The sequence below is a fragment of the Cellulomonas pakistanensis genome, assembly GCF_016862755.1.
GTDB lineage: Bacteria > Actinomycetota > Actinomycetes > Actinomycetales > Cellulomonadaceae > Cellulomonas > Cellulomonas pakistanensis.
Genome location: NZ_BONO01000039.1, coordinates 1 through 23,005, shown reverse-complemented (window position 1 = coordinate 23,005; position 23,005 = coordinate 1). Strand labels below are relative to the sequence as shown.

The 23,005-nt window shown below is 71.7% G+C and carries 15 protein-coding genes; 10 read left to right on the top strand and 5 right to left on the bottom strand.

All coding sequences use genetic code 11. The features are described from left to right. Positions 1 to 110: 110 nt before the first annotated feature. The gene (locus Cpa01nite_RS18010) at positions 111 to 983 is read left to right on the top strand and encodes a hypothetical protein (protein ID WP_203670247.1); all 873 of its coding nucleotides are present in this window, start codon (positions 111 to 113) and stop codon (positions 981 to 983) included. Positions 984 to 998: 15 nt separating this feature from the next. Here Cpa01nite_RS18010 and Cpa01nite_RS18005 read toward each other — a convergent pair whose 3' ends face one another. Next, on the bottom strand, positions 999 to 1,970 hold the full coding sequence (locus Cpa01nite_RS18005) for a hypothetical protein (RefSeq protein ID WP_203670246.1): 972 nt from the start codon (positions 1,968 to 1,970) through the stop codon (positions 999 to 1,001). Positions 1,971 to 2,082: 112 nt separating this feature from the next. Continuing rightward, positions 2,083 to 3,849, bottom strand: a complete 1,767-nt coding sequence (locus Cpa01nite_RS18000; RefSeq protein WP_203670245.1) for a GmrSD restriction endonuclease domain-containing protein — start codon at positions 3,847 to 3,849, stop codon at positions 2,083 to 2,085. Between the two features lie 514 nt (positions 3,850 to 4,363). Between Cpa01nite_RS18000 and Cpa01nite_RS17995 the strand changes: the two genes are divergently transcribed. After that, a complete protein-coding gene (locus Cpa01nite_RS17995; RefSeq protein ID WP_203670244.1) occupies positions 4,364 to 6,514 on the top strand; it encodes a DEAD/DEAH box helicase in 2,151 nt (716 codons plus the stop codon). 104 nt (positions 6,515 to 6,618) lie between these two features. Continuing rightward, positions 6,619 to 6,771: a hypothetical protein gene (locus Cpa01nite_RS17990; RefSeq protein ID WP_203670243.1), complete on the top strand. Its 153-nt coding sequence runs from the start codon at positions 6,619 to 6,621 to the stop codon at positions 6,769 to 6,771. Between the two features lie 64 nt (positions 6,772 to 6,835). Here Cpa01nite_RS17990 and Cpa01nite_RS17985 read toward each other — a convergent pair whose 3' ends face one another. Then, positions 6,836 to 8,962: a serine hydrolase domain-containing protein gene (locus Cpa01nite_RS17985; RefSeq protein ID WP_239068910.1), complete on the bottom strand. Its 2,127-nt coding sequence runs from the start codon at positions 8,960 to 8,962 to the stop codon at positions 6,836 to 6,838. Between the two features lie 452 nt (positions 8,963 to 9,414). Continuing rightward, the gene (arfA, locus tag Cpa01nite_RS17980) at positions 9,415 to 10,932 is read right to left on the bottom strand and encodes an arabinosylfuranosidase ArfA (protein ID WP_203670241.1); all 1,518 of its coding nucleotides are present in this window, start codon (positions 10,930 to 10,932) and stop codon (positions 9,415 to 9,417) included. 176 nt (positions 10,933 to 11,108) lie between these two features. Between arfA and Cpa01nite_RS17975 the strand changes: the two genes are divergently transcribed. Further along, a complete protein-coding gene (locus tag Cpa01nite_RS17975; RefSeq protein WP_203670240.1) occupies positions 11,109 to 14,087 on the top strand; it encodes a glycoside hydrolase family 2 TIM barrel-domain containing protein in 2,979 nt (992 codons plus the stop codon). 161 nt (positions 14,088 to 14,248) lie between these two features. On the opposite strand, the gene Cpa01nite_RS17970 is transcribed toward Cpa01nite_RS17975, so the two are convergent. Next, positions 14,249 to 15,241: a LacI family DNA-binding transcriptional regulator gene (locus tag Cpa01nite_RS17970; protein WP_203670239.1), complete on the bottom strand. Its 993-nt coding sequence runs from the start codon at positions 15,239 to 15,241 to the stop codon at positions 14,249 to 14,251. 214 nt (positions 15,242 to 15,455) lie between these two features. Here Cpa01nite_RS17970 and Cpa01nite_RS17965 point away from each other — a divergent pair, with 214 nt between their 5' ends. The 6 genes from Cpa01nite_RS17965 (at position 15,456) to Cpa01nite_RS17940 (ending at position 22,816) form a co-directional block, all read left to right on the top strand. After that, positions 15,456 to 16,325, top strand: coding sequence for a carbohydrate ABC transporter permease (locus tag Cpa01nite_RS17965; RefSeq protein ID WP_203670238.1), 870 nt, complete (start codon positions 15,456 to 15,458; stop codon positions 16,323 to 16,325). A 3-nt stretch (positions 16,326 to 16,328) separates the two neighbouring features. Continuing rightward, positions 16,329 to 17,129: a carbohydrate ABC transporter permease gene (locus Cpa01nite_RS17960; RefSeq protein ID WP_203670237.1), complete on the top strand. Its 801-nt coding sequence runs from the start codon at positions 16,329 to 16,331 to the stop codon at positions 17,127 to 17,129. Between the two features lie 78 nt (positions 17,130 to 17,207). Further along, positions 17,208 to 18,512 carry an ABC transporter substrate-binding protein gene (locus Cpa01nite_RS17955; RefSeq protein WP_203670236.1) on the top strand — a complete coding sequence of 435 codons (1,305 nt, stop codon included), beginning with the start codon at positions 17,208 to 17,210 and terminating at the stop codon, positions 18,510 to 18,512. A gap of 94 nt (positions 18,513 to 18,606) precedes the next feature. After that, complete coding sequence (gene uxuA / locus Cpa01nite_RS17950) at positions 18,607 to 19,785, top strand: mannonate dehydratase (RefSeq protein ID WP_203670235.1); 1,179 nt, start codon at positions 18,607 to 18,609, stop codon at positions 19,783 to 19,785. A gap of 492 nt (positions 19,786 to 20,277) precedes the next feature. Next, the gene (locus tag Cpa01nite_RS17945) at positions 20,278 to 21,507 is read left to right on the top strand and encodes a WD40 repeat domain-containing protein (protein WP_203670234.1); all 1,230 of its coding nucleotides are present in this window, start codon (positions 20,278 to 20,280) and stop codon (positions 21,505 to 21,507) included. A gap of 34 nt (positions 21,508 to 21,541) precedes the next feature. Further along, positions 21,542 to 22,816 carry a low temperature requirement protein A gene (locus Cpa01nite_RS17940; RefSeq protein WP_239068909.1) on the top strand — a complete coding sequence of 425 codons (1,275 nt, stop codon included), beginning with the start codon at positions 21,542 to 21,544 and terminating at the stop codon, positions 22,814 to 22,816. Positions 22,817 to 23,005: the final 189 nt, after the last annotated feature.

Sequence of the window (23,005 nt, the reverse complement as noted above, 5' to 3'; positions counted from 1 at the left end):
GTAGGGCTTGGGGTTGTCGCCGAATCCAGGCGAGTCTCCGGGAATCCCGTGTGCCCGCCTGCGCGAGCCGCTCAGGCCCTGACCGAGCACGCGGTGACTAGGGTGCACCCATGCTCACCGCATTGCTGCCTGGCAGCCGGGATCTGCGCACGCCCCTCGGAGTCGGCTTGGTCTTGGGTGTCGCCGCTTGGATCGCGATCGGCCCCTCGTTCCCGACGCGAGGAACAGCTACAGGGTTCGAGGCGTTTATCTACCGGACGGTCGAGCTTATCGGGCCCACGGCCGCCACAGCACTTGGCATCTCCGTTGCGTTCCTAGCCGGTGCTGTCGCGGTGGAGGTTGTCAGCGTCGCATCCCGCATCGTGGCCTGGGTGCGAGAGGACAAATTTGGCTTGATCGCCAAGATCGACCCGGACTTCCACACGCGAGCTTATGCGGCAGATCGAGGCCGAGGAGCGCGAGCCTTCAGCGAAGCAGAGTACGAGGTACGGCCGATAATCGAATCGGCGGTGGATGAGATCCCGGAGTCGATAGTGCGAGACGTCGGGCTGGAAGCGTCGCGTCTGATCCATGAGATCATGGGGCCTGATGATGAAGTGAGAATGCTTCCAATCTCGGAGGTGCGGAGTCGTCTCGCTGATTTCTATTATTTCAGAGCACAGTCGTCTGAGAGTCAACTCGCGGTGCGCCTTCGAGTTCAGAACAAGGACTTATGGGATGACTATGACCGGTGGTGGTCTGAGGGGGAGCTTCGTACGGCGCTGGCACCAGCCTTGGTATTAGTCGTCGTCGCCTTCTCATTCCAGTGGACGCCCTGGGCGATGCTCGGAATAGTCGGATGTGCTCTGGTTCTCCGCCAGGGCGTGGATCGCAAGCGCCGCGCGCGCGCAGTCGTTGTTCAGGCGCTAGTGAACGGAGCTCTGACGCTCCCTGATCTCGACGCACTCACGCAAAAAGTGGCGAACGCGAGACGTGTGCGCTAGCCACCTCCCGGACGATCAGTGCTGGTGAGGTTTCGAGGTCGTCAGCCCGGTGAATAGCGTTCCATTCGGCCCGCATGACCAGCCTGAATCGGGGCCATGCACCCGGAGCTGATCGCTGACGGAGACGGCATCCTGCTTGAGTGCTTCGAAATCACACCTCGCTAGCCCGTCGATATACAGAGCCCGATTGCCCGACCGCGTCACCACCAGCACGCCACAGATTGCAATCGATGGGCGCATGGTTGCGGGAAGATCGTCGATTCTCCCAATGAAAGCGAATCTGTCATCTGAGTAACTCGCTCCTGGCGATGCTACGCGCGCGATTGTCGCGCTCGACAACTCCGTCACAATGCGAACCCCAGTCGCGCTTTCGCTGTGGATCCAGCCAAAGCCAAGGTCTGCGATATCACTGGTCCATTGCCAGGCCGGTTGGTTTGTCACCGACTTTGCTGCTTCTAGGTCTGCCGTGTACTGGCTAGGGTCAGTCATCACGGGCGAGCCAGCAACGAGCACCTCGCCAGAGTTGGCGCGAGCTAGCGTCGCGTAGACAGTTAGACCGAGTTCGCGTCGCTCATGAGGCGTTATCTGGTGGTCAGCAATGAAGATGCCAACGGCGTTCGCGCCGCCGCGCGGGCCAGACGGAATCTGCAAGGCATCGGAGGCCTTGCGGATTTCTCCGCTGAGCTCACGCTCGTAGAACTTCAAGATTATGGCGAGTCTGACGTTGGTCGGTGTGGCGGGCGGCGCTGTCCAACGGTCTAATGCGTGACGATCGCCGGGACGTAAAGCTTCGCGTACCGGCGCTGTCGGGCCGTGCTGAAAGCTCCCGTCCTTGTGGAAGCTAAACTTCATCTTGCCGGCCAGATGGCGGGGAGCTAGATACGTGTCATCGGACGGGCGCTTACTTCCTGTCCACAGTCGCCACTCCGCGGAGCAGCGGCCGTCCTGCGCGACGACCAGGAAGCGCAGCACCGGCTTCTGGCCCATCATCCTCCCGTGCGGGCGTTCTGACCCTCCGATGGTGGCACGCCTAGCGCTGCTAAGACCAAGCGGTCCCTGATTGCATCGCTGAGGGGTCATACCCCCGGGTAGGTGCGGACTAGCTGGCGGACTGGTCGTGAATCTCCTCGGAAATTCCCGCCGCCTCAGGGACGGCGGCGTCCGTGATGAGAGCCTCGCCCTCGATCTCAGATGCCGCCCCTTCCGCGCTTTCGCTCTCGCCGACCAATGCGAGCGCCCGGGATTGCAGGTACTCGGCGCGTGCGCGGAGGAAGCTCTCGAAGTCGTCTTCAAGCGCGGCGTCCAGAGCGGCCTCTGGTACGAGCAGCGTCTCCAAGCGTCGGATCATTTCCTCCCGGCCATGCGTCTCGACGAGAGCGCTCAGGTACTGGCTTGGCGCCTTGTTGTTGATTTTGATATTGCTCGATGAGGTCAGCATTACGATGTTCGCCGCCGAGTTTGCGCGTGCCGGCGGGACATCGTTCCCCTTGAGGAAGTCTCGCGGGAAGAAGTGGTGGTACTCCTTATCGTTGTTCCACGCCAGCGATCGCCGTGCGTCAATAGACTGTCCCGTTACCAAGTCAACCGGATGGGCGTAAGAAAGCATGAGGGCGAGCATCTTTGACACTGCACTATTTGAACGGAACTGGGTAACTCGCCATACGTCTCCACGCGGGAGAGACGCAGGGACATCGATCCGCGGAGCTCCGGCAGCGAATCGCTCAATAGAGGCGTAGTCCGCAGACATTTGACCGGTGTTCCAGCCTCCGAAGTATCCGCTCAGTGTGGTGCGCCAGAACCACTGCTCGATCGCGGTGAATTGGCTCGCCGAGGGCGTCGGGACTCGGCGGAATATTTCAGCCAAGACAGCGAATTGGTTCGCATATGGTAGGGATTGGGCTCGCGGGGCCTTGATGTGCGTAGCGAGGAAGTCGACAGCGCGGCGCGAGGCGAGACTCACCTGCGCGATGATCTCTGTCAGTTCAGCCGGGGACTTGCCGCGCAGCCTGTCCATGTCATCGACTCGAAACCCGTAGCCAGCGGCACCGGAAGTGACACGGAGCATCGTCTTCCGGTCAATGCCTCCGTAGTCGCGTTGGTCAAGCTCGGTCCTGACGGAGTCGAGCGAGTCGCGGAGGTCGAACGCGGGATCCCACGTGGCGGCCCGCATCAAGTCCACGATCGTGAGAGGTGTTGCGGTGCTGTTGATTCTCTCGAACACGGGAGCGATGTCGTCAATTGGCATGTCGCCCAGGGTCACCGCTGCAATCATGTAATCCTGGAACCGGTTGAACAGGGCGTCCGCACGTTGTCTCAGCTCGGCATCTTCGATAGATGCATTGCGCTGGAAGTACTTCGCTGGATTGGAAAGATGCCGCAGCGGCACTTGAGTGAGCGGGGGCTCGTCTAGCGAGTACAGGTGCAGGAATGCCTGTGACTTGAGATCGTAGACGATGTTCCAGAGGCTGTCAGGATCGTTGTTCGGTGTCCAGTGCAGTGCGCCGCAGACCGTTGAGAGTCGCTGTTGCCCGTCGAGCAAGTAGTTCACTGGGTAGTCGGGCTTGGGCTCCGCGATCGGGAGGCCTGCGATCGAGCGCTCATTAGCAAGTTCTTGCTTGGATTGCCACAGCAGTATGCTGCCGATGGGATAATTCAGTGCAATGGAATCGAGCAGGCCGAGGACCTTGTCTCGGGGCCAAACAAAGTCCCTTTGGAACTTCGGGAGCAGGATGTCGCCAGTGAGAACGCGCTGGGCGAGCTGCGAGACTCTCTCGACACTGGGGCGCGGGTCCTTGAAGGGGGCCTTGGCCTGGGTGGCTGGACGCGCCGCGTCGGCGGTCGGCTCCGGCGTCGTCGGCTCGGACATCGGTGGGCCCTCCATCGGGGGGGGACGTTTCGCGGTCTAGGCGCGACAGTAGCCGGTCGGTGTGGTCGCTCGTGGCGGATTCGGTAAGCTGTCGAGCTGGTGAGCACGGGGTGAGCACACGACTCCGTAGTAACCGCGAATGATGCGTACTGGGTGGAACGTAGCTGCAGGTCAGACGCGGAGAGCTTGGCAACGCTGGTGGTCAAGAGCCGGTGTGTGCCGAGCTCCTAAAGCGGGTGTCGGCAGTTCGAGTCTGCCCAGGCGCACCGACGGCCGTCCGCGCCCCGAGGGGCCGGCACGGTCGCCGAGGCCTCCCCGCCCTGGCCGGGTGGGGGAGCCCGACGACGCGCCACCGCACCGGCGCCTCGCCGCCGCCGGCTCGAGCCCCGGGCCTGCGCGGTACCGGTGCCGCGCGTCGACGCGTCACCGCGCACCCGGCGCCCGCGCCGGACCCGCGCGCCGACGGCACGACGTCCGTGCCGCCGGCGCGATCTGCAGCACGAAGGAGAACTACGTGGCACGAACCGGCCAGCGCCGGTCCGCCGGGCGCCCCGCGTCCGCGACCCAGCAGCGCCGCCGCGCGCCCCGCCCGTCCGAGCAGGGCCTCGTCCCGGTGCTCGCCGGGGTGGTCCGCGAGATCGAGGGGGCCGTTCAGCGGCCGCCGGTGCGCCCCGCGGTGCGCACCAAGTTCCAGGTCGTGGCCCTGCTGGTCCGCGAGGAGAAGGCCCGGGTCGAGGCCGACGCCGAGCTCACCTCCGCCAAGCGCGCGCAGGAGCTCAAGCGGCTCGACGGGGTCGCGACCCTGCTGGCCCGCATCGCCGCGCGGGACACCTCGCTGCTGGCGCTGCTCGCCGACGAGGCCCGCGTGTCCGACGCGGCGCGCGCGTACAAGGCGACGGTGCTGCGCGCCGCCGGCCGCGAGGCGCCCGAGGAGGAGCCCGAGCCCGAGGCCCCGCCGGCGCCCGTGCCCGGCGCCGACAAGCAGGTCGTCCCGCAGTCGGTGATCTCGCGCCGGCTCGCGAACCCGTTCCTGCCGCCCGACTTCGAGGCCGCCGCCGCGCGAGTGGCCGCGAAGCCCCGCCGGCTCGTGGGCTGGGAGCTGCTCGAGCCGCTGTTCCGGTCGTTCGAGCAGGCCGGCCCCGGCGCCCCCGCGTGCATGCCGCTGCCCGAGCCGGTCGCGGTGCCCACCCCGCCGGGCCGCGAGCTCATGCCGCACCAGTCGCAGGTCGTCACCGCCGCGGCGCAGGGCCACCGCACGTTCCTGCTCGCCGACGAGCCCGGCCTCGGCAAGACCGCGCAGGCGCTGCTCGCCGCCCGCGCCGCCGGCGCCTACCCGCTGCTGGTCGTGGTCCCCAACGTCGTCAAGACGAACTGGGCCCACGAGGTCGGCCTGTGGACGCCCGAGCGCCGCGCGACGGTCGTGCACGGCGACGGCGAGCGGGTCGACGGGTTCGCCGACGTGGTGATCGTCAACTACGAGATCCTCGACCGGCACGTCGGCTGGCTCGGCGAGCACGGCTTCCGCGGGATGGTCGTCGACGAGGCGCACTTCATCAAGAACAAGCGGTCGCAGCGCTCGCAGCACGTGCTGTCGATCGCCGAGCGGATGCGCGAGCGCACCGGGCGCCCGCTGCTCATGGCGCTCACCGGCACCCCGCTGATCAACGACATCGAGGACTTCCGGGCGATCTGGCAGTACCTCGGCTGGATCGACGACGAGAAGCCGCTCGGCCCGCTCATGACGGCGCTCGACGACATCGGGCTCACCCCCGCGGACCGCGGGTTCTCCGCCGCCGCGCGGCAGTGCGTCGTCGAGCAGGGCATCGTGCGCCGCCGCAAGGCCGACGTGGTCGCCGACATCCCCGCCCGCCGGGTCGCCGACCTGCTGGTCGAGCTCGACGGCGCGGCCGGCCGGTCGATCCGCGAGGCCGAGGCCGCGCTGGTCGCCCGCCTGCTGCAGCGGTACCGCAGCGCGGTCGAGGCGCGGGAGGGCGGCGTCGTCACCGGCACCGACCAGGACCTGGCCCGGCGCGTCGCCGCGGCGGAGCTCAAGGACTCCAGCGGCAAGGCCAAGGGCGAGAACGTGTTCTCGATGGTCCGCCGGATCGGCCAGGCCAAGGCCGCGCCGGCGGCCGACTACGCCGCCCAGCTGGCCCGCAACGTCGGCAAGGTCGTGTTCTTCGCGAAGCACGTCGACGTCATGGACCACGCCGAGCAGGCGTTCGCGGAGCGGGGGATCACGTACGCCTCGATCCGCGGCGACCAGACCCCGCGGCAGCGCGACAAGAACGTCACGGCGTTCGTCGAGGACCCCGAGGTCCAGATCGTCGTCTGCTCGCTGACCGCCGCCGGCGTCGGACTCAACCTGCAGGTCGCGTCGAACCTCGTGCTCGCCGAGCTGTCGTGGACCGACGCCGAGCAGACGCAGGCGATCGACCGGATCCACCGCATCGGGCAGTCCGAGCCGGTGACCGCGTGGCGGGTCATCGCTGCGCAGACCGTCGACACCCGGATCGCCGAGCTCATCGACAGCAAGTCGGGCCTCGCCGCCCGCGCGCTCGACGGGGTCGACGTCGAGGACGGCGCGGCCACGGACGTCCAGCTGGAGGCGCTGGTCGGGCTGCTGACCGACGCGATCGCGGCGGAGGGCGCGCCGGCGGTCTGAGGGGCGTCGCCCGCGACGGGGGCGCGCGCGGCAGGCGGTGCTCCGTCGCGCGCGCCCGCCCCGCGCGGGTTACTGTCGCCGCTCACGAGCGACAGGAGGCGACCATGGGATTCCTCGGCAAGGCACTGAAGAGCGCGGCGGCCGCGAAGGTCGCGCAGATCGCGGTGCGCGAGATCTCCAAGCCCGAGAACCAGCGCAAGGCCAAGGAGCTGCTGGGCCGGGCCACCAAGCGCGGGGGCTCGGCCGGGCGCGCCTGACGCTTCTCGGACGCGCACAGCGGCCGCTCCACCGGTCCGGTGGAGCGGCCGCCGTCGTCCGCGGTCAGTACGACAGGCTCGGCGCCACCAGCCGGTACGTCACCGCGAACCAGGCGACGACGCCCAGCGCCAGCAGCACGAGCACGCCGCCGGCGACGCGCCACCCGCCGGACCGGCGCCGCACGTCGCCGACCACCCGCACCGTCGCCGGCACCAGCCCGGCGATCCCGACGCCCTGCAGCACCTGCAGCACCCGCAGGCCGCCCTCCGGCAGGTCCACCAGGCCCATGATCGTCGTGATCGCCACGGCCCAGCCGGCGACGGCGACCACGGCGCTCGCCGCGGCGACGCGGGTCAGCACCCGGGCGGTCCGGCCGGCCCGGTCCCGCGGGGCGCGGTGCCGGATGCGACGGACCAGCGCACCGACCGGCCCGGCCAGCGCGCTGACGAGCAGCACGAGCACCGCCGCGCCGAGCGCGGGCAGGGCCACGCCGGTCGCCGGGCTCGCGGGCAGCAGCGTGAACGCCGAGTCGTAGCCGATCGCGGTGACCTGGCCGTCCTCGGCGCGGGCGGCGATGGTGCGCTGGCCGCCGACCTCCTGCCACACCCACGGCTCGACCTCCTCGTACAGGACGGGGCGGTCGGTGAGCGGTCCCGGCGTGACGAGCACGCGGCCGTCCTCCTGCGCGGTGACCTCGGTGACGGACAGCAGCTCGGTCGCGTGCAGGAAGGTGCTGCGCATGGCGCGGGAGTCGGTGTACGAGCCGGCGAGCAGGGCGGCGTGCGCGCGGGCGGTGTCGGGGTCGACGGCGGTGGGGGCGTCGGCTTCGCCGGCGGGGAAGTAGCGGTCGGCGAAGCCCTGCATCAGCTGCTCGCGCAGCTGGAGGCTGTCGAGCGCCCCGGCGCCCGAGCCGTTCACCGACACGAACACGCCGGTCCGCTCGTCGGGGTACAGCTGCAGGTGCGAGTGGAAGGCGTTCGTGTCGCCGCCGTGCCCGACGACGCGGTGCCCGTTGCGGTCCTCCTGGAAGAACCCGAGCCCCATCCGCAGCCCGCCGGCGAGCGTGCCGAGCTGACCCTCGTCGAGCGCCGGGCGCTGCATGGTGTCCAGCGTGTCGGCGTCGAGCACCGGCTCGCCGGTCGCGGGCTCGCCGAGCAGCGCGAGCATGAGCCCGGCCATGTCGGCGGCGGACGCGGTCAGGGCACCGGCCGGCGGGACGCCGACGACCTCGACCCCGGTCGACGGGCCGGACGCGGTGCCGTACCCCGCGGCGAGGTCGTCCTGCAGGTCCGCCGGCACCGGCTGGTCGAACGTGGCCGTGCGCATCCCGGCGGGATCGAGGACGTGCTCCTGCACGTACCGCTCGAACGGCTCGCCGCTCACCCGCTCGACGACGTACCCGGCGAGCGCGTTGCCGTAGTTCGAGTACGCGGGCACGGTCCCGGGCCGGTACACCTGCTCGGGCGGGTCGGTGGCGAGCGCCGCGCGCAGGTCGACAGGCGTGCCCTCGGGGCCGATGAGACCGCGGATCCGCTCCTCGAACCCGGCGGTGTGCGTGAGCAGGTGCCGCAGCGTGATCGGGTCGTCGAACGCCCGGGGGACGTCGACGTCGACGTACTCGGCCACGTCGGTGTCGAGGTCGACGTCGCCGGACTCGACCAGCTGCATGACGGCCGTCGCGGTGACGAGCTTCGACACCGAGCCGGGGCGGAACAGCGTGCGGTCGGGGTCGACGGGGACGGGCTCGCCCGACTCCGTGCCGGTGTCGGCCCAGCCGTAGCCGCGGGTGGTGAGCACCTCGCCGTCGTGCACCACCGCGACGGCGGCGCCGGGGATGTCGGTGCGGTCGAGCGCGGCGGGGAGGAACCCGTCGAGCCAGGCGTCGACGTCGGTGCGGGTGAGGTCGGGAGCCGGCGTGGGGTCCGGGGTGGCCGGGGTCCCGGTGCCGGGGCGCGTGCCGTCGACGGACGGGGCCACGGCGCCGGCGACGGGGGCCTCGCGCTCGGGCGCGGGGGTCGGCGCGGCGGCGGCCGGGGCGCACGCGGCTAGGCCGGCGAGCAGGGCGACCCCGGCGAGCGCGGCGCCGGCGCGGCGCCGGTGCCCGGTCGCGCGGCGGCGGGCGGGGCGGGGCTGGGTGGTCGGGCGGGCGGTGCGGTCGTCGGGTGCGGTCGCGCGGTCGGTGGGGCGCACGGCGGCCTCCTCGCGGCCGGGCGGTGTCCGGGTCGTGCCCCGGGTGCGGCACCCCTGGCCTGCACCTCCACCCTCGCGAGCGCCGGCGCCCCGGCACATCGGGCGCGAGGCGGTGCCGGGAGATTGCGCCTTTCGACGCAACCCTGCGCCGGAGGGGGGAGGTCGCGGCGGGCGCGGGCGGCGCAAGACCGCGCGGGCGCGTGCGCGACCGCCGACCCGGGCAGCGCCGAGACCCACTGATCCGCGCGAGACCCACGCGCGAAACGGCTGCGCTCGACCGGATCAGTGGGTCTCGCGGCCGCGCATCGACGCGCCGACGCGCGACGCGACCAGCCGATCGTCGCGCCGCCAGCCGATCGGCGAGCCGGGCCCGCGACGATCGGCTGTCCGGGCGGTCACCGACCGCCCGGCCCCGGGACCCCGCCCCCGGGCCGCCGCCCGCACCCCCGACGTCAGGCCGCGGCGCCCCGCAGACGCAGGACCGACCACGACACCGCCGGCAGCTCGACCGTCAGGACGCCGTCCGACCCGACCGTCGCGCTGGCGTTCGCGCGCGGCAGGACCGTCTCCGCGTCCTCCTGGGTCGCGCGCCAGTGCACGTCGTCGTGCGCGTAGGTCAGCGCCTCGACGACCTCGACCGCGCCGACGCCCCGCAGGTCGACCCGCAGCGTGGTCGGCGCGTCGACGGCCCGGTTGACCGCGAACACCGCGATGTCGCCGGTCGCCGCGTCGTGCGTCGCCACCGCGTCCACCAGCACCGACGACCCGAACCGCTTGTTCTCGTACGTCGGCGCGTCCACGGCCACCCGCAGCACCTCGCCGCGCGCGTACCGCGACGTCAGCGCGAACGGGTGGAACGTCGTCTGCCGCCAGGCCGGTCCGCCGGGCTCGGTCATGATCGGCGCGAGCGCGTTCACGAGCTGCGCCTGGCTGGCCGAGTGCACCCGGTCCGAGTTCCGCAGCAGCGAGATCAGCAGGTTCCCCACGACCACGGCGTCGGCGACCGTGTACACGTCCTCCTCGAGCCGCGGGGCGACCGGCCAGTCCTCGCCCTTCGGGAGCTTCGACTCGTCCTCGTGGTACCAGACGTTCCACTCGTCGAACGAGATGTTGATCCGCTTCGAGGTCTTCCGCGCCGCGCCCACCGCGTCGGCCGTCGCCGCGACCGTCGCCACGAAGTGGTCCATGTCCTGCGCCGACGCCAGGAACGAGCCGAGGTCGCCGTCCTGCTCGCGGTAGTACGCGTGCGCCGAGATCAGGTCGACCTGGTCGTAGCACTCCTCGAGCACCTCGCGCTCCCAGGTACCGAACGTCGGCATGCCGGACGACGACGACCCGCAGGCGACCAGCGTGAGGTCCGGGAAGATCTGCCGCATGCCGCGCGCGGTCTCGGCGGCGAGCCGCCCGTACTCGCGGGCGGTCTTGTGCCCGAGCTGCCACGGGCCATCCATCTCGTTGCCGAGGCACCAGAACGAGATGCCGAACGGCTCGTCGGCACCGTTGGCCCGGCGCTGCTCCGCCCGGGCCGACCCGCGGCGCTGGTTCGCGTACTCCAGCAGCTCGATCGCCTCGGGCAGCCCGCGGGTGCCGAGGTTGACGGCCATCATCGGCTCGACGCCCGCGGCCTTCGTCCAGGCCATGAACTCGTGCAGCCCGAACGCGTTGGTCTCGGTCGAGTGCCAGGCCAGGTCGAGCCGCTCGGGGCGGTCCTCGACCGGGCCGACGCCGTCCTCCCAGTTGTAGCCGGAGACGAAGTTGCCCCCGGGGTAGCGCACGGTCGAGACGCCCATCTCGCGGGCCAGCGCGAGCACGTCGCCCCGGAACCCGTCGGCGTCGGCGGTGGGGTGGCCGGGCTCGTAGATGCCTGTGTAGACGCACCGGCCCAGGTGCTCGACGAATGTGCCGAAGGTGCCGCGGCGGACCGGGGCGACCGTGAAGGCGGGGTCGATGACGACGGTGGCGGAGTGCATGGGTGGGACCCTTCGTCGAGATGCGTTCAGCGTTGAACTACGGCGGCGCCGCCGACTATAGTCCATCGTTGAACTAGGGCTTGCCCGCGAGCCCCCGATGCAGGCGACGGCGCCGACCTTTGGCACACTGCCAGGGCGGACCGCACAGCTGCGATCCACCCCGACGAGGAGAGCCCGTGACCGACCACGTCACCGTCATTCCGCCCACCGGCGTCGTCCCTGCGCGGTTCCGGCCGCCGACCGGGTCGTCGGACGCCCGCACCGCGAGCCTGGACGGCCCCTGGCGGTTCCGGCTGCACCCGACGGCCCGCACCGGCGCCGACCCCAAGGACCCGGGCGACGACTGGGACACGATCGCGGTCCCGGGGCACTGGCAGCTCGCGCAGGCGCCGGACGCGTGGCCGTACGGGACGCCGGCGTACAGCAACAAGCTGTTCCCGTTCCCGATCGACCCGCCGTTCGTGCCGGACGACAACCCGACCGGCGAGTACCGCCGCATCGTCGAGCTCCCGGAGGACTGGCCGACCGGCGGGCGGACGTACCTGCGGTTCGAGGGCGTCGACTCCTGGTTCGAGGTCGCCGTGAACGGCACGGTCGTCGCCACGTCGCACGGCTCCCGCCTGCCGACCGAGATCGACCTGACCGACGTGCTGCAGCCGGGGCAGAACCTGCTCGCCGTGCGCGTCACCCAGTGGTCGGCGTTCTCGTACGTCGAGGACCAGGACCAGTGGTGGCTGTCGGGCATCTTCCGCAGCGTGACGCTCGAGCACCGGCCGGACGCCGGGCTCGGCCATGTCGGGATCACGGCCGACTACCACCACACCACCGGCACCGGCACGATCCGGGTCGACGTCGAGGACGCCGCGCCCGGCACGCGGGTCACGGTCGCGGAGCTCGGCCTCGACCTGGCGCCCGGCGAGACCGCCACGGCCGCCGTCGACCCGTGGAGCGCCGAGCGCCCGCGGCTCTACGAGGTCGTCGTCCAGGCGCCGGGGGAGCGGGTCGTGCTGCAGGCCGGCTTCCGCACCGTCGCGATCGTCGACGGGGTCTTCCTGGTCAACGGCGCCCCGGTGAAGCTGCGCGGCGTCAACCGGCACGAGTTCGACCCGCTGCGCGGCCGGTCGGTCGGCGCGGAGCTCATGGAGCAGGACGTCCTGCTCATGAAGCGGCACCACATCAACGCCGTGCGCACCAGCCACTACCCGCCGCACCCGCACTTCCTCGACCTGTGCGACCGGCACGGCCTCTACGTCATCGACGAGAACGACCTCGAGACGCACGGGTTCGAGCAGGAGGACGGCCGCTGGCCGGGCAACCCGGTGGACGACCCGGCGTGGGAGGACGTGCTCGTCGACCGCGTGACCCGCATGGTCCGCCGGGACGCGCACCACCCGAGCATCATCCTGTGGTCGCTCGGCAACGAGGCGGGCGGCGGCTGCAACATCGCCGCGATGTCCGCCGCGGTCCGCGCGCTCGACCCGACCCGGCCGATCCACTACGAGGGCGACTGGTCGTCCGACCACGTGGACGTCTACTCGCGGATGTACGCGACGAGCGAGCACACCGAGCTGATCGGCCGCGGCGTCGACCCGGCCCTGGCCCGCCCCGAGGCGGACGCGCGCCGGCGGCTCATGCCGTTCCTGCAGTGCGAGTACGCCCACGCCATGGGCAACGGCCCGGGCGGGCTCTCCGACTACGACGACCTGTTCGACCGCTACCCGCGGCTCATGGGCGGGTTCATCTGGGAGTGGATCGACCACGGCCTGTCCCGCCGCGACGCCGAGGGCCGGGAGTTCGCGGCGTACGGCGGCGACTTCGGCGAGCTGTTCCACGACGGCACGTTCGTGGCCGACGGGCTGGTGCTGCCGGACCGCACGCCGTCGCCGTCGCTGCTGGAGGTGGCGGCGGTGTTCGCGCCGGTGCGGCTGGACGTCGTCGACGGCGGGGACGCCCTGCTGGTGCGGAACCGGTACGCGTTCCGGGACACGGCGCACCTGACGTTCGAGTGGACGCTGTCGCACGGGTCCTCCGTGCTGGCGACCGGCACGCTCGACCTCGGGGTGCTGGCGCCGGGCGCGTCCGTGCGCGTGACGCCCCCGGCCGACCTGCCGCTGCCGCCCGCCGACCACACGCCGACGTTCTGGACGCTGCGCGCGGTGCAGCACGCCGCGGACGCGCTCGACGCGTCCTGGTTCGCGGGCGGGCCGTGGGTCGTCGCGACCGGGCAGCTGGCCGTCGTGCCGGCCGTGGCGCTCGCGGACGTGGCCGCCGGCGGCGCCCGGCAGGAGGCGGACGGGTCGTACGTCGTCGGGCCGGCGCGGTTCGACGAGGTCGGCAACCTGGTGACCCTGCACGGCCGCCGGGTCGCCGAGCTGCGGGTGGACGCGTGGCGCGCGCCGACGGACAACGACCGCCGGTCGGGCATGTGGGTCGGCCCGTCGGACGAGGCCGTCTGGAAGGAGCGCGGGCTGCACCTGCTGGCGGAGCGCAAGATCTCGGCCGCGCTTGACGCCGACGGGGCGCTGGTGGTCGAGGCGCGCACGGCGGGGCCGCGGACGCGGAACGGGTTCCGGACGACGTACGTGTGGTCGTCGGGGGCCGACGGCTCGGTGGACCTGCGGGTGCGGATCGTGCCCGACGGGCGCTGGACCGGGTCGATCGCGCGGCTCGGGCTGCTGCTGACGCTCGACGAGGCGGCCGCCTCGGACGTCGCGGTGTCGTGGCTCGGGCTCGGGCCGGACGAGTCGTACGCCGACTCCGCCAAGGCCGCGGTCGGCGGCGCGTGGTCGCACACGGTGCGCGACCTGCAGACCCGGTACACGCACCCGCAGGAGAACGGCGCGCGCCGGGGCGTCACGCACGCGGCGCTCGACTTCGCGGACGGGTCGACGCTGACGCTCGACGCGGGGCCGACGGTCTACGGCGGCGTGCCGCGCGCGGGCGTCGAGCTGTCGCTGCGGCCGTGGTCCGACCGCGCGCTGGATCTGGCGGCGCACCCGCACGAGCTGACGCCCGACGGGCGGCTGTACGTGCACGTCGACGCGGCGCAGCACGGCCTGGGCTCCGCGGCGTGCGGGCCGGGGGTGCTGCCGAACGCGGTCCTGAACCCGGCCCCGGCCGAGCTGACCCTGCGCCTGACCTCGCGGGGTCTGTAGCCCGCGCGGCATCGCTGACGCCGAGTGGGCGGTAGGTGCCCCTTCCCGACCCCGGGAGACGACATCAACCGCCCACTCGGCGTCCGAGAGGGCACGGATCGGGGGGTTCGCGGGGCTGAAGCGCCCGATCTGCGACCTCTCGGCGGGCGAGGCGCCCGGGGTCAGCGCTCGACGAGGCTGAACGGGGTGCCGATGTGGCCGCCCTCGCCCTTCCGCGTGCCGATGAGCAGGTCCAGGATCAGCCCCGTCGACGTCGCGAGCCCCGGGTCGATCGTCGTCAGCGGCGGCACGAGGAACGCGCCCTCCTCGATGTTGTCGTACCCGACGACCGCGACCGACTCCGGCACCGCGACCCGGTGCACGCCCAGCGTGTACAGCGCGCCGAACGCCAGCGAGTCGTTGAAGCAGAACACCCCGTCGAACTCGACGCCGTCCGCGAGCAGCTTCTCGACCGCCGCGGAGCCCTCCGCCCGGTGGTACGCCTCGACCTCGATCAGCAGGGCCGGGTCCAGCGGGATGCCGGCGGCGTCGAGCGCGCGCTTGTAGCCCTCGAACCGCACGTGCCCGGTCGAGTCGACCTCGTTCGACTGGAGGCCGACCGCCGCGATCCGCCGGCGCCCCTGGTCGAGCAGGTGCCGCGTGGCCGCCTCCGCCGCCGCGGCGTTGTCCGGGCCGACGTGCGGGATCGTGTCGGAGGCGAGCGCCTCGCCGTGCTCGCCGATCAGCACCAGCGGGATCGTCGACCGGCGGGCCTCGGTGTCCTCGCGGGTCAGCGTCAGGGGGCTGAACACCAGGCCGTCGATCGCGGGCAGGTCCTCGTTCTCGAGCATCGCGAGCTCGACCTGCCGGTTGCCCTTCGACTGCGTGACCAGCACCGTCGTCCCGCGCGCCTCGGCGGCGGACACGAACTCCGACGCGAACTCCGCGAAGTACGGCTCGCGCAGGCTCGGCACGCACAGGCCGATCAGCCCGCTCGACCCGCTGCGCAGCTGCCGCGCGGCGAGGTTCGGGCGGTAGCCGAGCTCGGCGATCGTCGCCAGGATCCGCTCGCGCACGGGGGCGCTCACCCAGCCGGTGCCGTTCACGACGTTCGACACCGTCTTGGTGCTGACGCCGACCCGTTCGGCGACGTCGGCGAGCCGCACTCGCGCCATCGAGAATCCCCTCGTCATCGTGCCCGTGCGCCCGTTCGGTGCCGGTTCGTCCCGGTCCGCTCGACCGGTGGAACCACCCGGCGCCGGGCTCGTCGGCCTGATCGTACCTGTGTTACGGTCGCTCCGTTCAACGTCGAACTACGACGTTGAACCAACCACCCTCCCGCGCCTCGGCCGGGAGGCCTTAGTTCAACGATGACCTAGGAGAACCGCGATGCGGCAGTTCGGCGGCCGATGGGCCCCCTACCTGTACGTGGCCCCGATCGTCGTGCTGGCCGGCGCACTCCTCTACTACACCGTCGGCTTCGCCGTCTGGGCCAGCCTGACCGACTGGAACGGCCTGACCCGGATGGAGTTCATCGGGGTCGAGAACTACGAGCGGCTGTTCGCCGACCGCACGTTCTACATCGCCCTGCGGAACACGCTCGTGTTCATGGTGGCGACCGTCTTCCTGCAGACCGTGCTCGGCCTGCTGATCGCGGTCATCGCCAAGGAGCGGATGCCCGGGGCCAACTTCTTCAAGGCGATCTTCTTCCTGCCGATCGCCATGGCCCCCGCGATCATCGCGACGGTCTTCAAGTACATGTTCGAGGCGAACTACGGCTCGCTGAACGAGACGCTGCGGGCGCTCGGGCTGCTGGGGGAGGACGACTCGATCCTCTGGCTCGGCGCCGACCTCGGCGTGTGGTCGATCGTCGTCATCAACGTGTTCGCCTGGATGGGCTTCTCGATGATGGTCTACTTCAGCGGCCTGATGTCGATCCCCGACGAGCTCTACGAGGCCTCGTCGCTGGACGGCGCGGGCTGGTGGCGGCGGCTGTTCTCCATCACGGTCCCGTCGCTCAAGGGCACGACCGGCGTGCTGATCCTGCTCGGCATCGTCGGCTCGCTGAAGACGTTCGACACCGTCTGGCTCACGACCCAGGGCGGCCCCGGCGTCTCGACCCACTTCCTCAGCACGTTCCTCTACCAGGAGCGGCTCAACCGGGACGCGGGCTACTCGTCGGCGATCGGGATCTTCATCCTCGTCGCGGCGTTCGTGCTGTCCCTGATCCAGACCCGCGTCAGCAGCAGGGAGAAGTAAGCCGTGCGCAACCAGAAGACCCTCATGTGGACGGTGATGTACGCCGTCCTGTGCCTCCTCGCGGCGATGTGGATCTACCCGATCGTCATCGCGTTCGTCGAGTCGTTCAAGGTCGGCGGCGCCGGCAACTACGAGGCCGTGCTGAACCACCCGCGGTTCGACTACTGGTCGGCGATCGGCAACAGCTTCCTGCTGGCCGGCGGGTCGACCGTCGTCATCGTGATCATCTCGTCGCTCGCCGGGTTCGCGTTCGCGCGGATGCGGTTCCGCGGGCGGAACTTCCTGTACCGCGCGCTGCTCGCCTGCATGGCGATCCCGGTCGCGTCCGTCGTCACCCCGCTGTTCGCGACCATGAACGACCTCGGCCTGCGCGACTCCTACGTCGGCGTGATCATCCCGCTCGTCGCGTTCAACGTGCTCGTGATGCTGCTGCTGATGAAGAACCACTTCGACGGCATCCCGCAGGAGCTGGTCGAGGCGGCCACCATCGACGGCGCGCGCCCGATCGGCGTGTTCACGAAGATCTTCCTGCCGCTGTCCGGGCCGGTGCTCGCGAACGTATCCGTCCTGTCGTTCGTGTACTGCTGGAACGAGTACCTGCTCCCGAACCTGCTGCTGTCGTCGGAGTCGAAGTTCCCGGTGACCGCCGCCGTCGCGCTCCTGCAGTACGAGCGGATGTCGCAGGAGCAGATCGGCCAGCTGTACGCCGGCCTCATCCTCATGACGATCCCGTCCGTGATCGTCTACCTGTTCAGCCAGCGCTACCTGCAGTCGGGCCTGACGGCCGGCGCGGTGAAGAGCTGAGCGCCTTCTTCTGTTCCCCAGCGCCGCGTGCGGCGCGCTGACCTGCAGTTCAACGTCGAACCCCTCAGGAGATCCGAGATGCGCACCACCCCCGCCCGGCGCCGCGTCCTCGCGGCCGGCGCCGCCACCGCCTCCCTCGCCCTGCTCGTCGCCGGCTGCGGCTCGGGCGGCGACGACGGCGTCGCCGAGGACGGCTCCGTCACGCTCGTCTACCGGTCGTGGATCCCCACGGTCGACCAGGCCGCCGACATCATCGACGCGTTCGAGGCCGAGAACCCCGACATCACCATCCAGTACGAGGGCGCCGAGGGCGCCGGCGACTACCTCGGCGAGCTCGACAACCTCATCCTGGCCGGCGAGGTGCCCGACATCTACGGCATCCAGGTCGGGTCGGCGTTCGACGACTACGCCGAGTACGCGCTCGACACCGAGGAGTACGCGGCCGACTGGATCGACGGGATCAAGCCCGAGCTCCTCGACTCCGTCACCACCTCCGACGGCGTCGTCGCGGCCGTGCCGATCCTCACCGCCGGCTCGGAGTTCTACCTCTACAACCAGACGCTGTTCGACGAGCTCGGCCTCGAGCTGCCGACCGACTACGAGTCGCTGCTCGCTGTGTCCGAGGCCGCGCGCGCCGCCGGCTACACCCCGTTCGCGATGGGCGCCGCCGACGCGTGGCACGCGGACGACTTCTTCGTCTGGCTCAGCACCCAGTTCGGCGACGGCGAGGCGATCTACGAGGCCGCGTCCGGCGAGGGCTCGTGGGACGCGGAGCCGCTGGTCGCGGCCGCCGAGCGCTGGGCCGAGCTGTTCAACAACGGGGTGTTCCAGGAGGGCGCGACGTCGACGACCATCTACCCGTCGGCCCGCGACGACTACCTGCTGGCCCGCAAGGCGCTGGCCATGCCGACCGGCTCGTGGCACGTCTCCGCGACGCTGTCGGGCAACTCCGAGACCCCGGGCTCGGCGGTCGAGGACGACGTGCTCGGCATGGCGCCGATGCCGACGCTCGGCGACAACGAGGCCAAGGCCGTCTCCGGCGTCGACTACTCGATCGCGCTGAGCGCCGAGCTCGAGGGCCCGAAGCTGGAGGCCGCGCAGAAGTTCGCCGAGTTCCTGGCCGTGGGCGAGGGCCAGCAGATCTGGGCCAACACCATGCAGGGCTTCCCGGCCGCCGAGGGCGTGTCCGCGGAGCTGTCGGCCGACGAGAACCCGGTCGCCCTGGAGTCGGTGCAGATCGTGACCGACGCGCTGGCCGACGCGGAGTTCCCGCGGAAGCTCACCTCCGAGAACGACGGCCTGGAGAACGACCTCGGGGTCGTGCTGCAGAACATCGCGAACGGCGCCGACCCGGCCACCGAGCTGGCGACGCTGAACATGTGACCGCGCGTTTTGCGTGACGACGGCCCGGGGTCCTGCGTGCTGGGGCCCCGGGCCGTCGTGTTGTCTGTTGTGTGAACCAGTGGAGGGAACCGCGATGAAGCACACCTGGCGATGGTTCGGCCCCGCCGACCCGATCACGCTGGCCGAGGTCCGGCAGACCGGCGCGACCGGGATCGTGACCGCGCTGCACCACATCCCGAACGGGTCGGTCTGGCCCGTCGACGAGATCCGCGCGCGGCAGGCGGAGATCGAGGCCGCGGGGCTGTCGTGGGACGTGGTGGAGAGCGTGCCGGTGCACGAGGACGTCAAGACGGGCGGGCCGTTGGCCTCCGCTGCGGTCGAGGCGTACCAGGAGACGCTGCGGAACCTGGCCGCGTGCGGGCTCGACGTCGTCTGCTACAACTTCATGCCCGTCCTGGACTGGACGCGGACCGACCTGTCGTACGAGATGCCCGACGGGGCGCTGGCGCTGCGGTTCGACGCGGTGGCGCTGGCGGCGTTCGACCTGTTCGACCTGGCGCGGCCAGAGGCTGCTTCGGACTGGACGGCGGAGCAGGTCGAGGCGGCGTCGCGGCTGTGGGACGGGCTGTCGGGGGAGCGGCGGGCGCGGTTGCGATCGACGATCCTGGCCGGCCTGCCGGGGGCCGAGGAGCACTACGACCTCGGGCGGTTCCGCGAGGCGCTGGCGACGTACGACGAGGTGCCGGCGTCGGTGCTGCGCGGTCGGCTGGCGTCGTTCCTGCAGGCGGTCGTGCCGGTGGCCGAGGAGGTCGGCGTGCGGCTGGCGATCCACCCGGACGACCCGCCGCGGCCGATGTTCGGGCTGCCGCGGGTGGTGTCGACGGCCTCGGATGCTGCGGAGGTGCTCGAGGCGGCGCCGTCGGAGGTCAACGGGCTGACGATGTGCATCGGGTCGTACGGGTCGCGGGCGGACAACGACGTGGTGGAGATGACCCGGCGGTTCGCGTCGCGGATCCACTTCGCGCACCTGCGGTCGGTGTCATTGGACGCGGATGGGGTGTCGTTCACGGAGGCCCCGCACCTGGACGGGGACGCGGACATGGTGGCGGTGATCGCGGCGCTGGTCGAGGAGGAGGCGCGGCGCGGGCCCGGGGCTGCGGCGATCCCGATGCGGCCGGACCACGGGCACGTGCTGCTGGACGACCGGGCGCGGGTGACGAACCCGGGGTACTCGCTGTACGGGCGGATGCGGGGGCTGGCGGAGCTGCGCGGGGTGGAGCGGGCGGTGCGGGCGCTCACGACCGCGAGGTGAGCATGGCGCAGTGACGGCGAGACGGCGCCGGTCGAGGCGCGGAGCGCGCGGAGTGAGCGCCGATCGGGCGCATGTGGTCTCGCAGATGCCAGAACCGCCCCAGCGTCGGCCGCCGTCCGGCTAGCCTCCGCCGGATGGGGCGCTCCGCGGCCGATCAGCGATGGGACGCGGCGATCCGCCACGTCACCGGCGACAGCGACGGCGGCGAGCTGCGGACATCGCAGGCGTTGTGGGCTCGCGCGCTCCGCGCGGAGTCCCCCGATCCCGACGACGTGCGCTGCGCCGGCGACGTGCTGGGTCCCGTGCGGGCGCCCGGCGGGCACGTCGTGATGCGCCCGTTCGTGGCGGTCCGGCACGAGGACCCGCAGCGCGCGCTGGAGGCGTCCGACGCCGCCTGGCGGCGGTTCGCACGCACCCGTCGGCGACGACGGCGTCGAGACGGACGCCGAGTGGCTTCCGGACGACCCTGATCCCGTCGGGCTACCGGCCGTCGTGGACGGGCTCGTCGTGCTCGGGTTCGACGGGCGGGAGGACGACGAGCCGTACCCGCACCGTGCGCTGACCTGCCTGCGGATCCTCGTCGAGGAGCTGCGCCGTCACGGGTGCACGCCGGCCGAGCTGATCAACGCGGCCCGCGTGTCCGACGACGACGTCGCGGAGATCGAGGCACTGGCCAGCAGGCTCGCCGATCCGGCCCCGGCCGCCGGGTCCGTCCCGGGCGGCGCGGGGGCGGGACGGCCGACGTGGCTGCCGCCGTTCCACCGGGTCGAGCGCACCCGCGCCGGCAGCCCGGCCGCGCCGGTGCCGTTCGTGCTGCTCGCCGACGGGTGGGTGTGGGCGTGGGACCCGGACGTGGGTTTGCTCAAGGTCCCCGACCTGGCGCAGGAGGAGCCCGCGCACCAGGTCTTCTGGATGGAGGCGCTGTCGCCGGACGGTACGCGCGTCAGCTACATCCGCTTCCCGGGGCACCGGGAGGGAAGCCCGCCGCCCGGGTTCGTCCACTACGACCTCGCCACCGGGTCGACGGAGCTCGCGACGGGCCCCTCGGCCGCGCACGTCTTCGCGGCCGCGCCGGACGGGCCGCACCTGTACGCCTCCCCGCCCGAGCGCGCCGCGGACGGGTCGGTCGGCTGCCGGTTCGACGTCGCGGCGACCCCAGACACCCCGGCCACGACCCTCCCGCTGCGCGACACGCTGACCGGCAACCACGACGGCGCGGCCGCCCAGTTCTCGCCGGGCGGCGACCGCCTCCTCACCAGCCACGTCCGCAGCGCGGACAGCACCCGGTACGTCGCCGTCACCGACCTGAGCACCGGCCAGCACCGGGTGATCGAGAACCGGGACGTCGCCGGCTCGGTCGCGTGGAGCCCCGACGGCACGCGGATCCTGGTCGGCAGAAGCAGCGCCCGTTGGGTGCTCGACCTGGCGACGGGGGACGAGACCGTCGTCCCGGTCTGGCCCATCGGGTCGCGCGCGCCGCAGCGGGGCGGCGAGATCCGGCCGCTCGCGTGGCTCGGGTCGGACGGGCTGCTCATGGGCCAGCGGTACGGCCGGCGGATCGAGCTGAGCTACCAGCCGCTCGACGCGTCGGACCGGTACCCGGTGCTCGACGTCCCCGTGCCGGGCAAGGCCGGCGACTTCCTCGGGCTCGTCCTCGCGGCCGACGTCGTGCACCGCGCGCCGTGGCTCGTCGGCTTCCGCGGCGGTGCCGAGCAGGGCTGAGCCGACGCACCGTCGCGTGGCACCATCACGACTCGTGACGAGGTCCTCCGCACCGCTCACGTCCACCCGCGTCGCCCCGCTGCGCATCCGGATGATCGGCCGCGACCCGGCCGAGGAGCGCCGCTCGGCCACCCCGCTCGAGCTGCTGTTCGACCTCACGTTCGTCATCGCGTTCGGCCGCACCGCCGAGGAGCTCGCGGTCCTGCTCGCCGACGGTCACGTGGGGCCGGCGGTCGTCGGGTTCGCCTTCGCCACGTTCGCCGTGCCGTGGGCCTGGATCAACTTCACGTGGTTCGCGTCGGCGTACGACACCGACGACTGGCTGTTCCGGCTCACCACGATGGTGCAGATGGTCGGCGTCCTGATCCTCGCGCTGGGCGTCCCGCCGATGTTCGAGTCGCTCGCCGCCGGGGAGCACGTCGACAACCGGGTGCTCGTGCTCGGGTACGTCGTCATGCGGGTGCCGATGGTGCTGCAGTGGGCCCGCGCCGCGGTCGCCGACCCCGCCCGCCGGCCGAGCGTCGCCGTGTTCATCGCGACCCTGCTGGCCGCGCAGGTCGGCTGGGTGACGATCGCGCTGCTCGACCTGCCGACCACGACGACGTTCGCGCTCGTCGTGCCGCTGGTGCTGCTCGAGCTCGTCGGGCCCGTCGTCGCGGAGCGCGTACACGGCGGGACGCCCTGGCACCCGCACCACATCGCCGAGCGGTACGGGCTCGTCGTCATCATCGCCGTGGGGGAGGGGCTGACCGGCACGACGTTCGCGCTCGCCGCGATCATCGAGGAGTCCGGGTGGACGGTCGAGACCGCGCTGCTCGGGCTCGCCGGGGTGTCGCTGACGTTCGGCCTGTGGTGGGCGTACGACGTCATGCCGAGCGGTGAGCTCCTGGCCGGGCTACGGCGGCGGTCGTTCTCCTGGGGGTACGGGCACATCGTGCTGTTCGGGTCGATCATCGCGATCGGCGGCGGGCTGCACGCGGCGGCGTTCTTCCTGCGGGACCAGAGCTCGCTGTCGGCGGTGAGCACGCTGCTGACCGTGGCGATCCCGGTCGCCGTGTACGTCGGCACCTTCTACCTCCTGTTCGCCGCGCTCAGCCGGGCGCACGACCGGTTCCACGTGGTGCTCGTCGGGGCGTCGGCGGCCGTCGTGCTGGCGAGCGTGGCGCTGGCGGTTGTCGGCGCGCCGCTGGTGTGGTGCCTGCTCGCGCTCGCGGCGACGCCGTGGGTGACGGTCGTCGGGCACGCGCGGGCCGGGCGGGGTGTCCGCGTGCCGGGGCTCGGGCGGCGGCCCGCCCACCCGGCGGCGTGAGGCCGAAACCCGGGCAGATCGGGCGATCGGTGCAGATCAGTGCGCCGAACGGGTGGTACCGAGCGCAAGTCAGCGAGGTCGTCCACAGACTGGGTGACCTGGACTGACTCGTCAGGGACGGCTCGACTAGCCTGCGGATCGGTTCGGCTCGTGCGGGTCGACGACCGGCCCGCCCGGGTGCAGGTCTGG

What these genes read in the sequence shown, in the direction of transcription:
- Cpa01nite_RS18010 (WP_203670247.1), top strand. Translation starts at nt 111, where the DNA reads ATGCTCACCGCATTGCTGCCTGGCAGCCGGGATCTGCGCACGCCCCTC.
- Cpa01nite_RS18005 (WP_203670246.1), bottom strand. Translation starts at nt 1,970, where the DNA reads ATGGGCCAGAAGCCGGTGCTGCGCTTCCTGGTCGTCGCGCAGGACGGC.
- Cpa01nite_RS18000 (WP_203670245.1), bottom strand. Translation starts at nt 3,849, where the DNA reads ATGTCCGAGCCGACGACGCCGGAGCCGACCGCCGACGCGGCGCGTCCA.
- Cpa01nite_RS17990 (WP_203670243.1), top strand. Translation starts at nt 6,619, where the DNA reads ATGGGATTCCTCGGCAAGGCACTGAAGAGCGCGGCGGCCGCGAAGGTC.
- arfA (WP_203670241.1), bottom strand. Translation starts at nt 10,932, where the DNA reads ATGCACTCCGCCACCGTCGTCATCGACCCCGCCTTCACGGTCGCCCCG.
- Cpa01nite_RS17970 (WP_203670239.1), bottom strand. Translation starts at nt 15,241, where the DNA reads ATGGCGCGAGTGCGGCTCGCCGACGTCGCCGAACGGGTCGGCGTCAGC.
- Cpa01nite_RS17965 (WP_203670238.1), top strand. Translation starts at nt 15,456, where the DNA reads ATGCGGCAGTTCGGCGGCCGATGGGCCCCCTACCTGTACGTGGCCCCG.
- Cpa01nite_RS17955 (WP_203670236.1), top strand. Translation starts at nt 17,208, where the DNA reads ATGCGCACCACCCCCGCCCGGCGCCGCGTCCTCGCGGCCGGCGCCGCC.
- uxuA (WP_203670235.1), top strand. Translation starts at nt 18,607, where the DNA reads ATGAAGCACACCTGGCGATGGTTCGGCCCCGCCGACCCGATCACGCTG.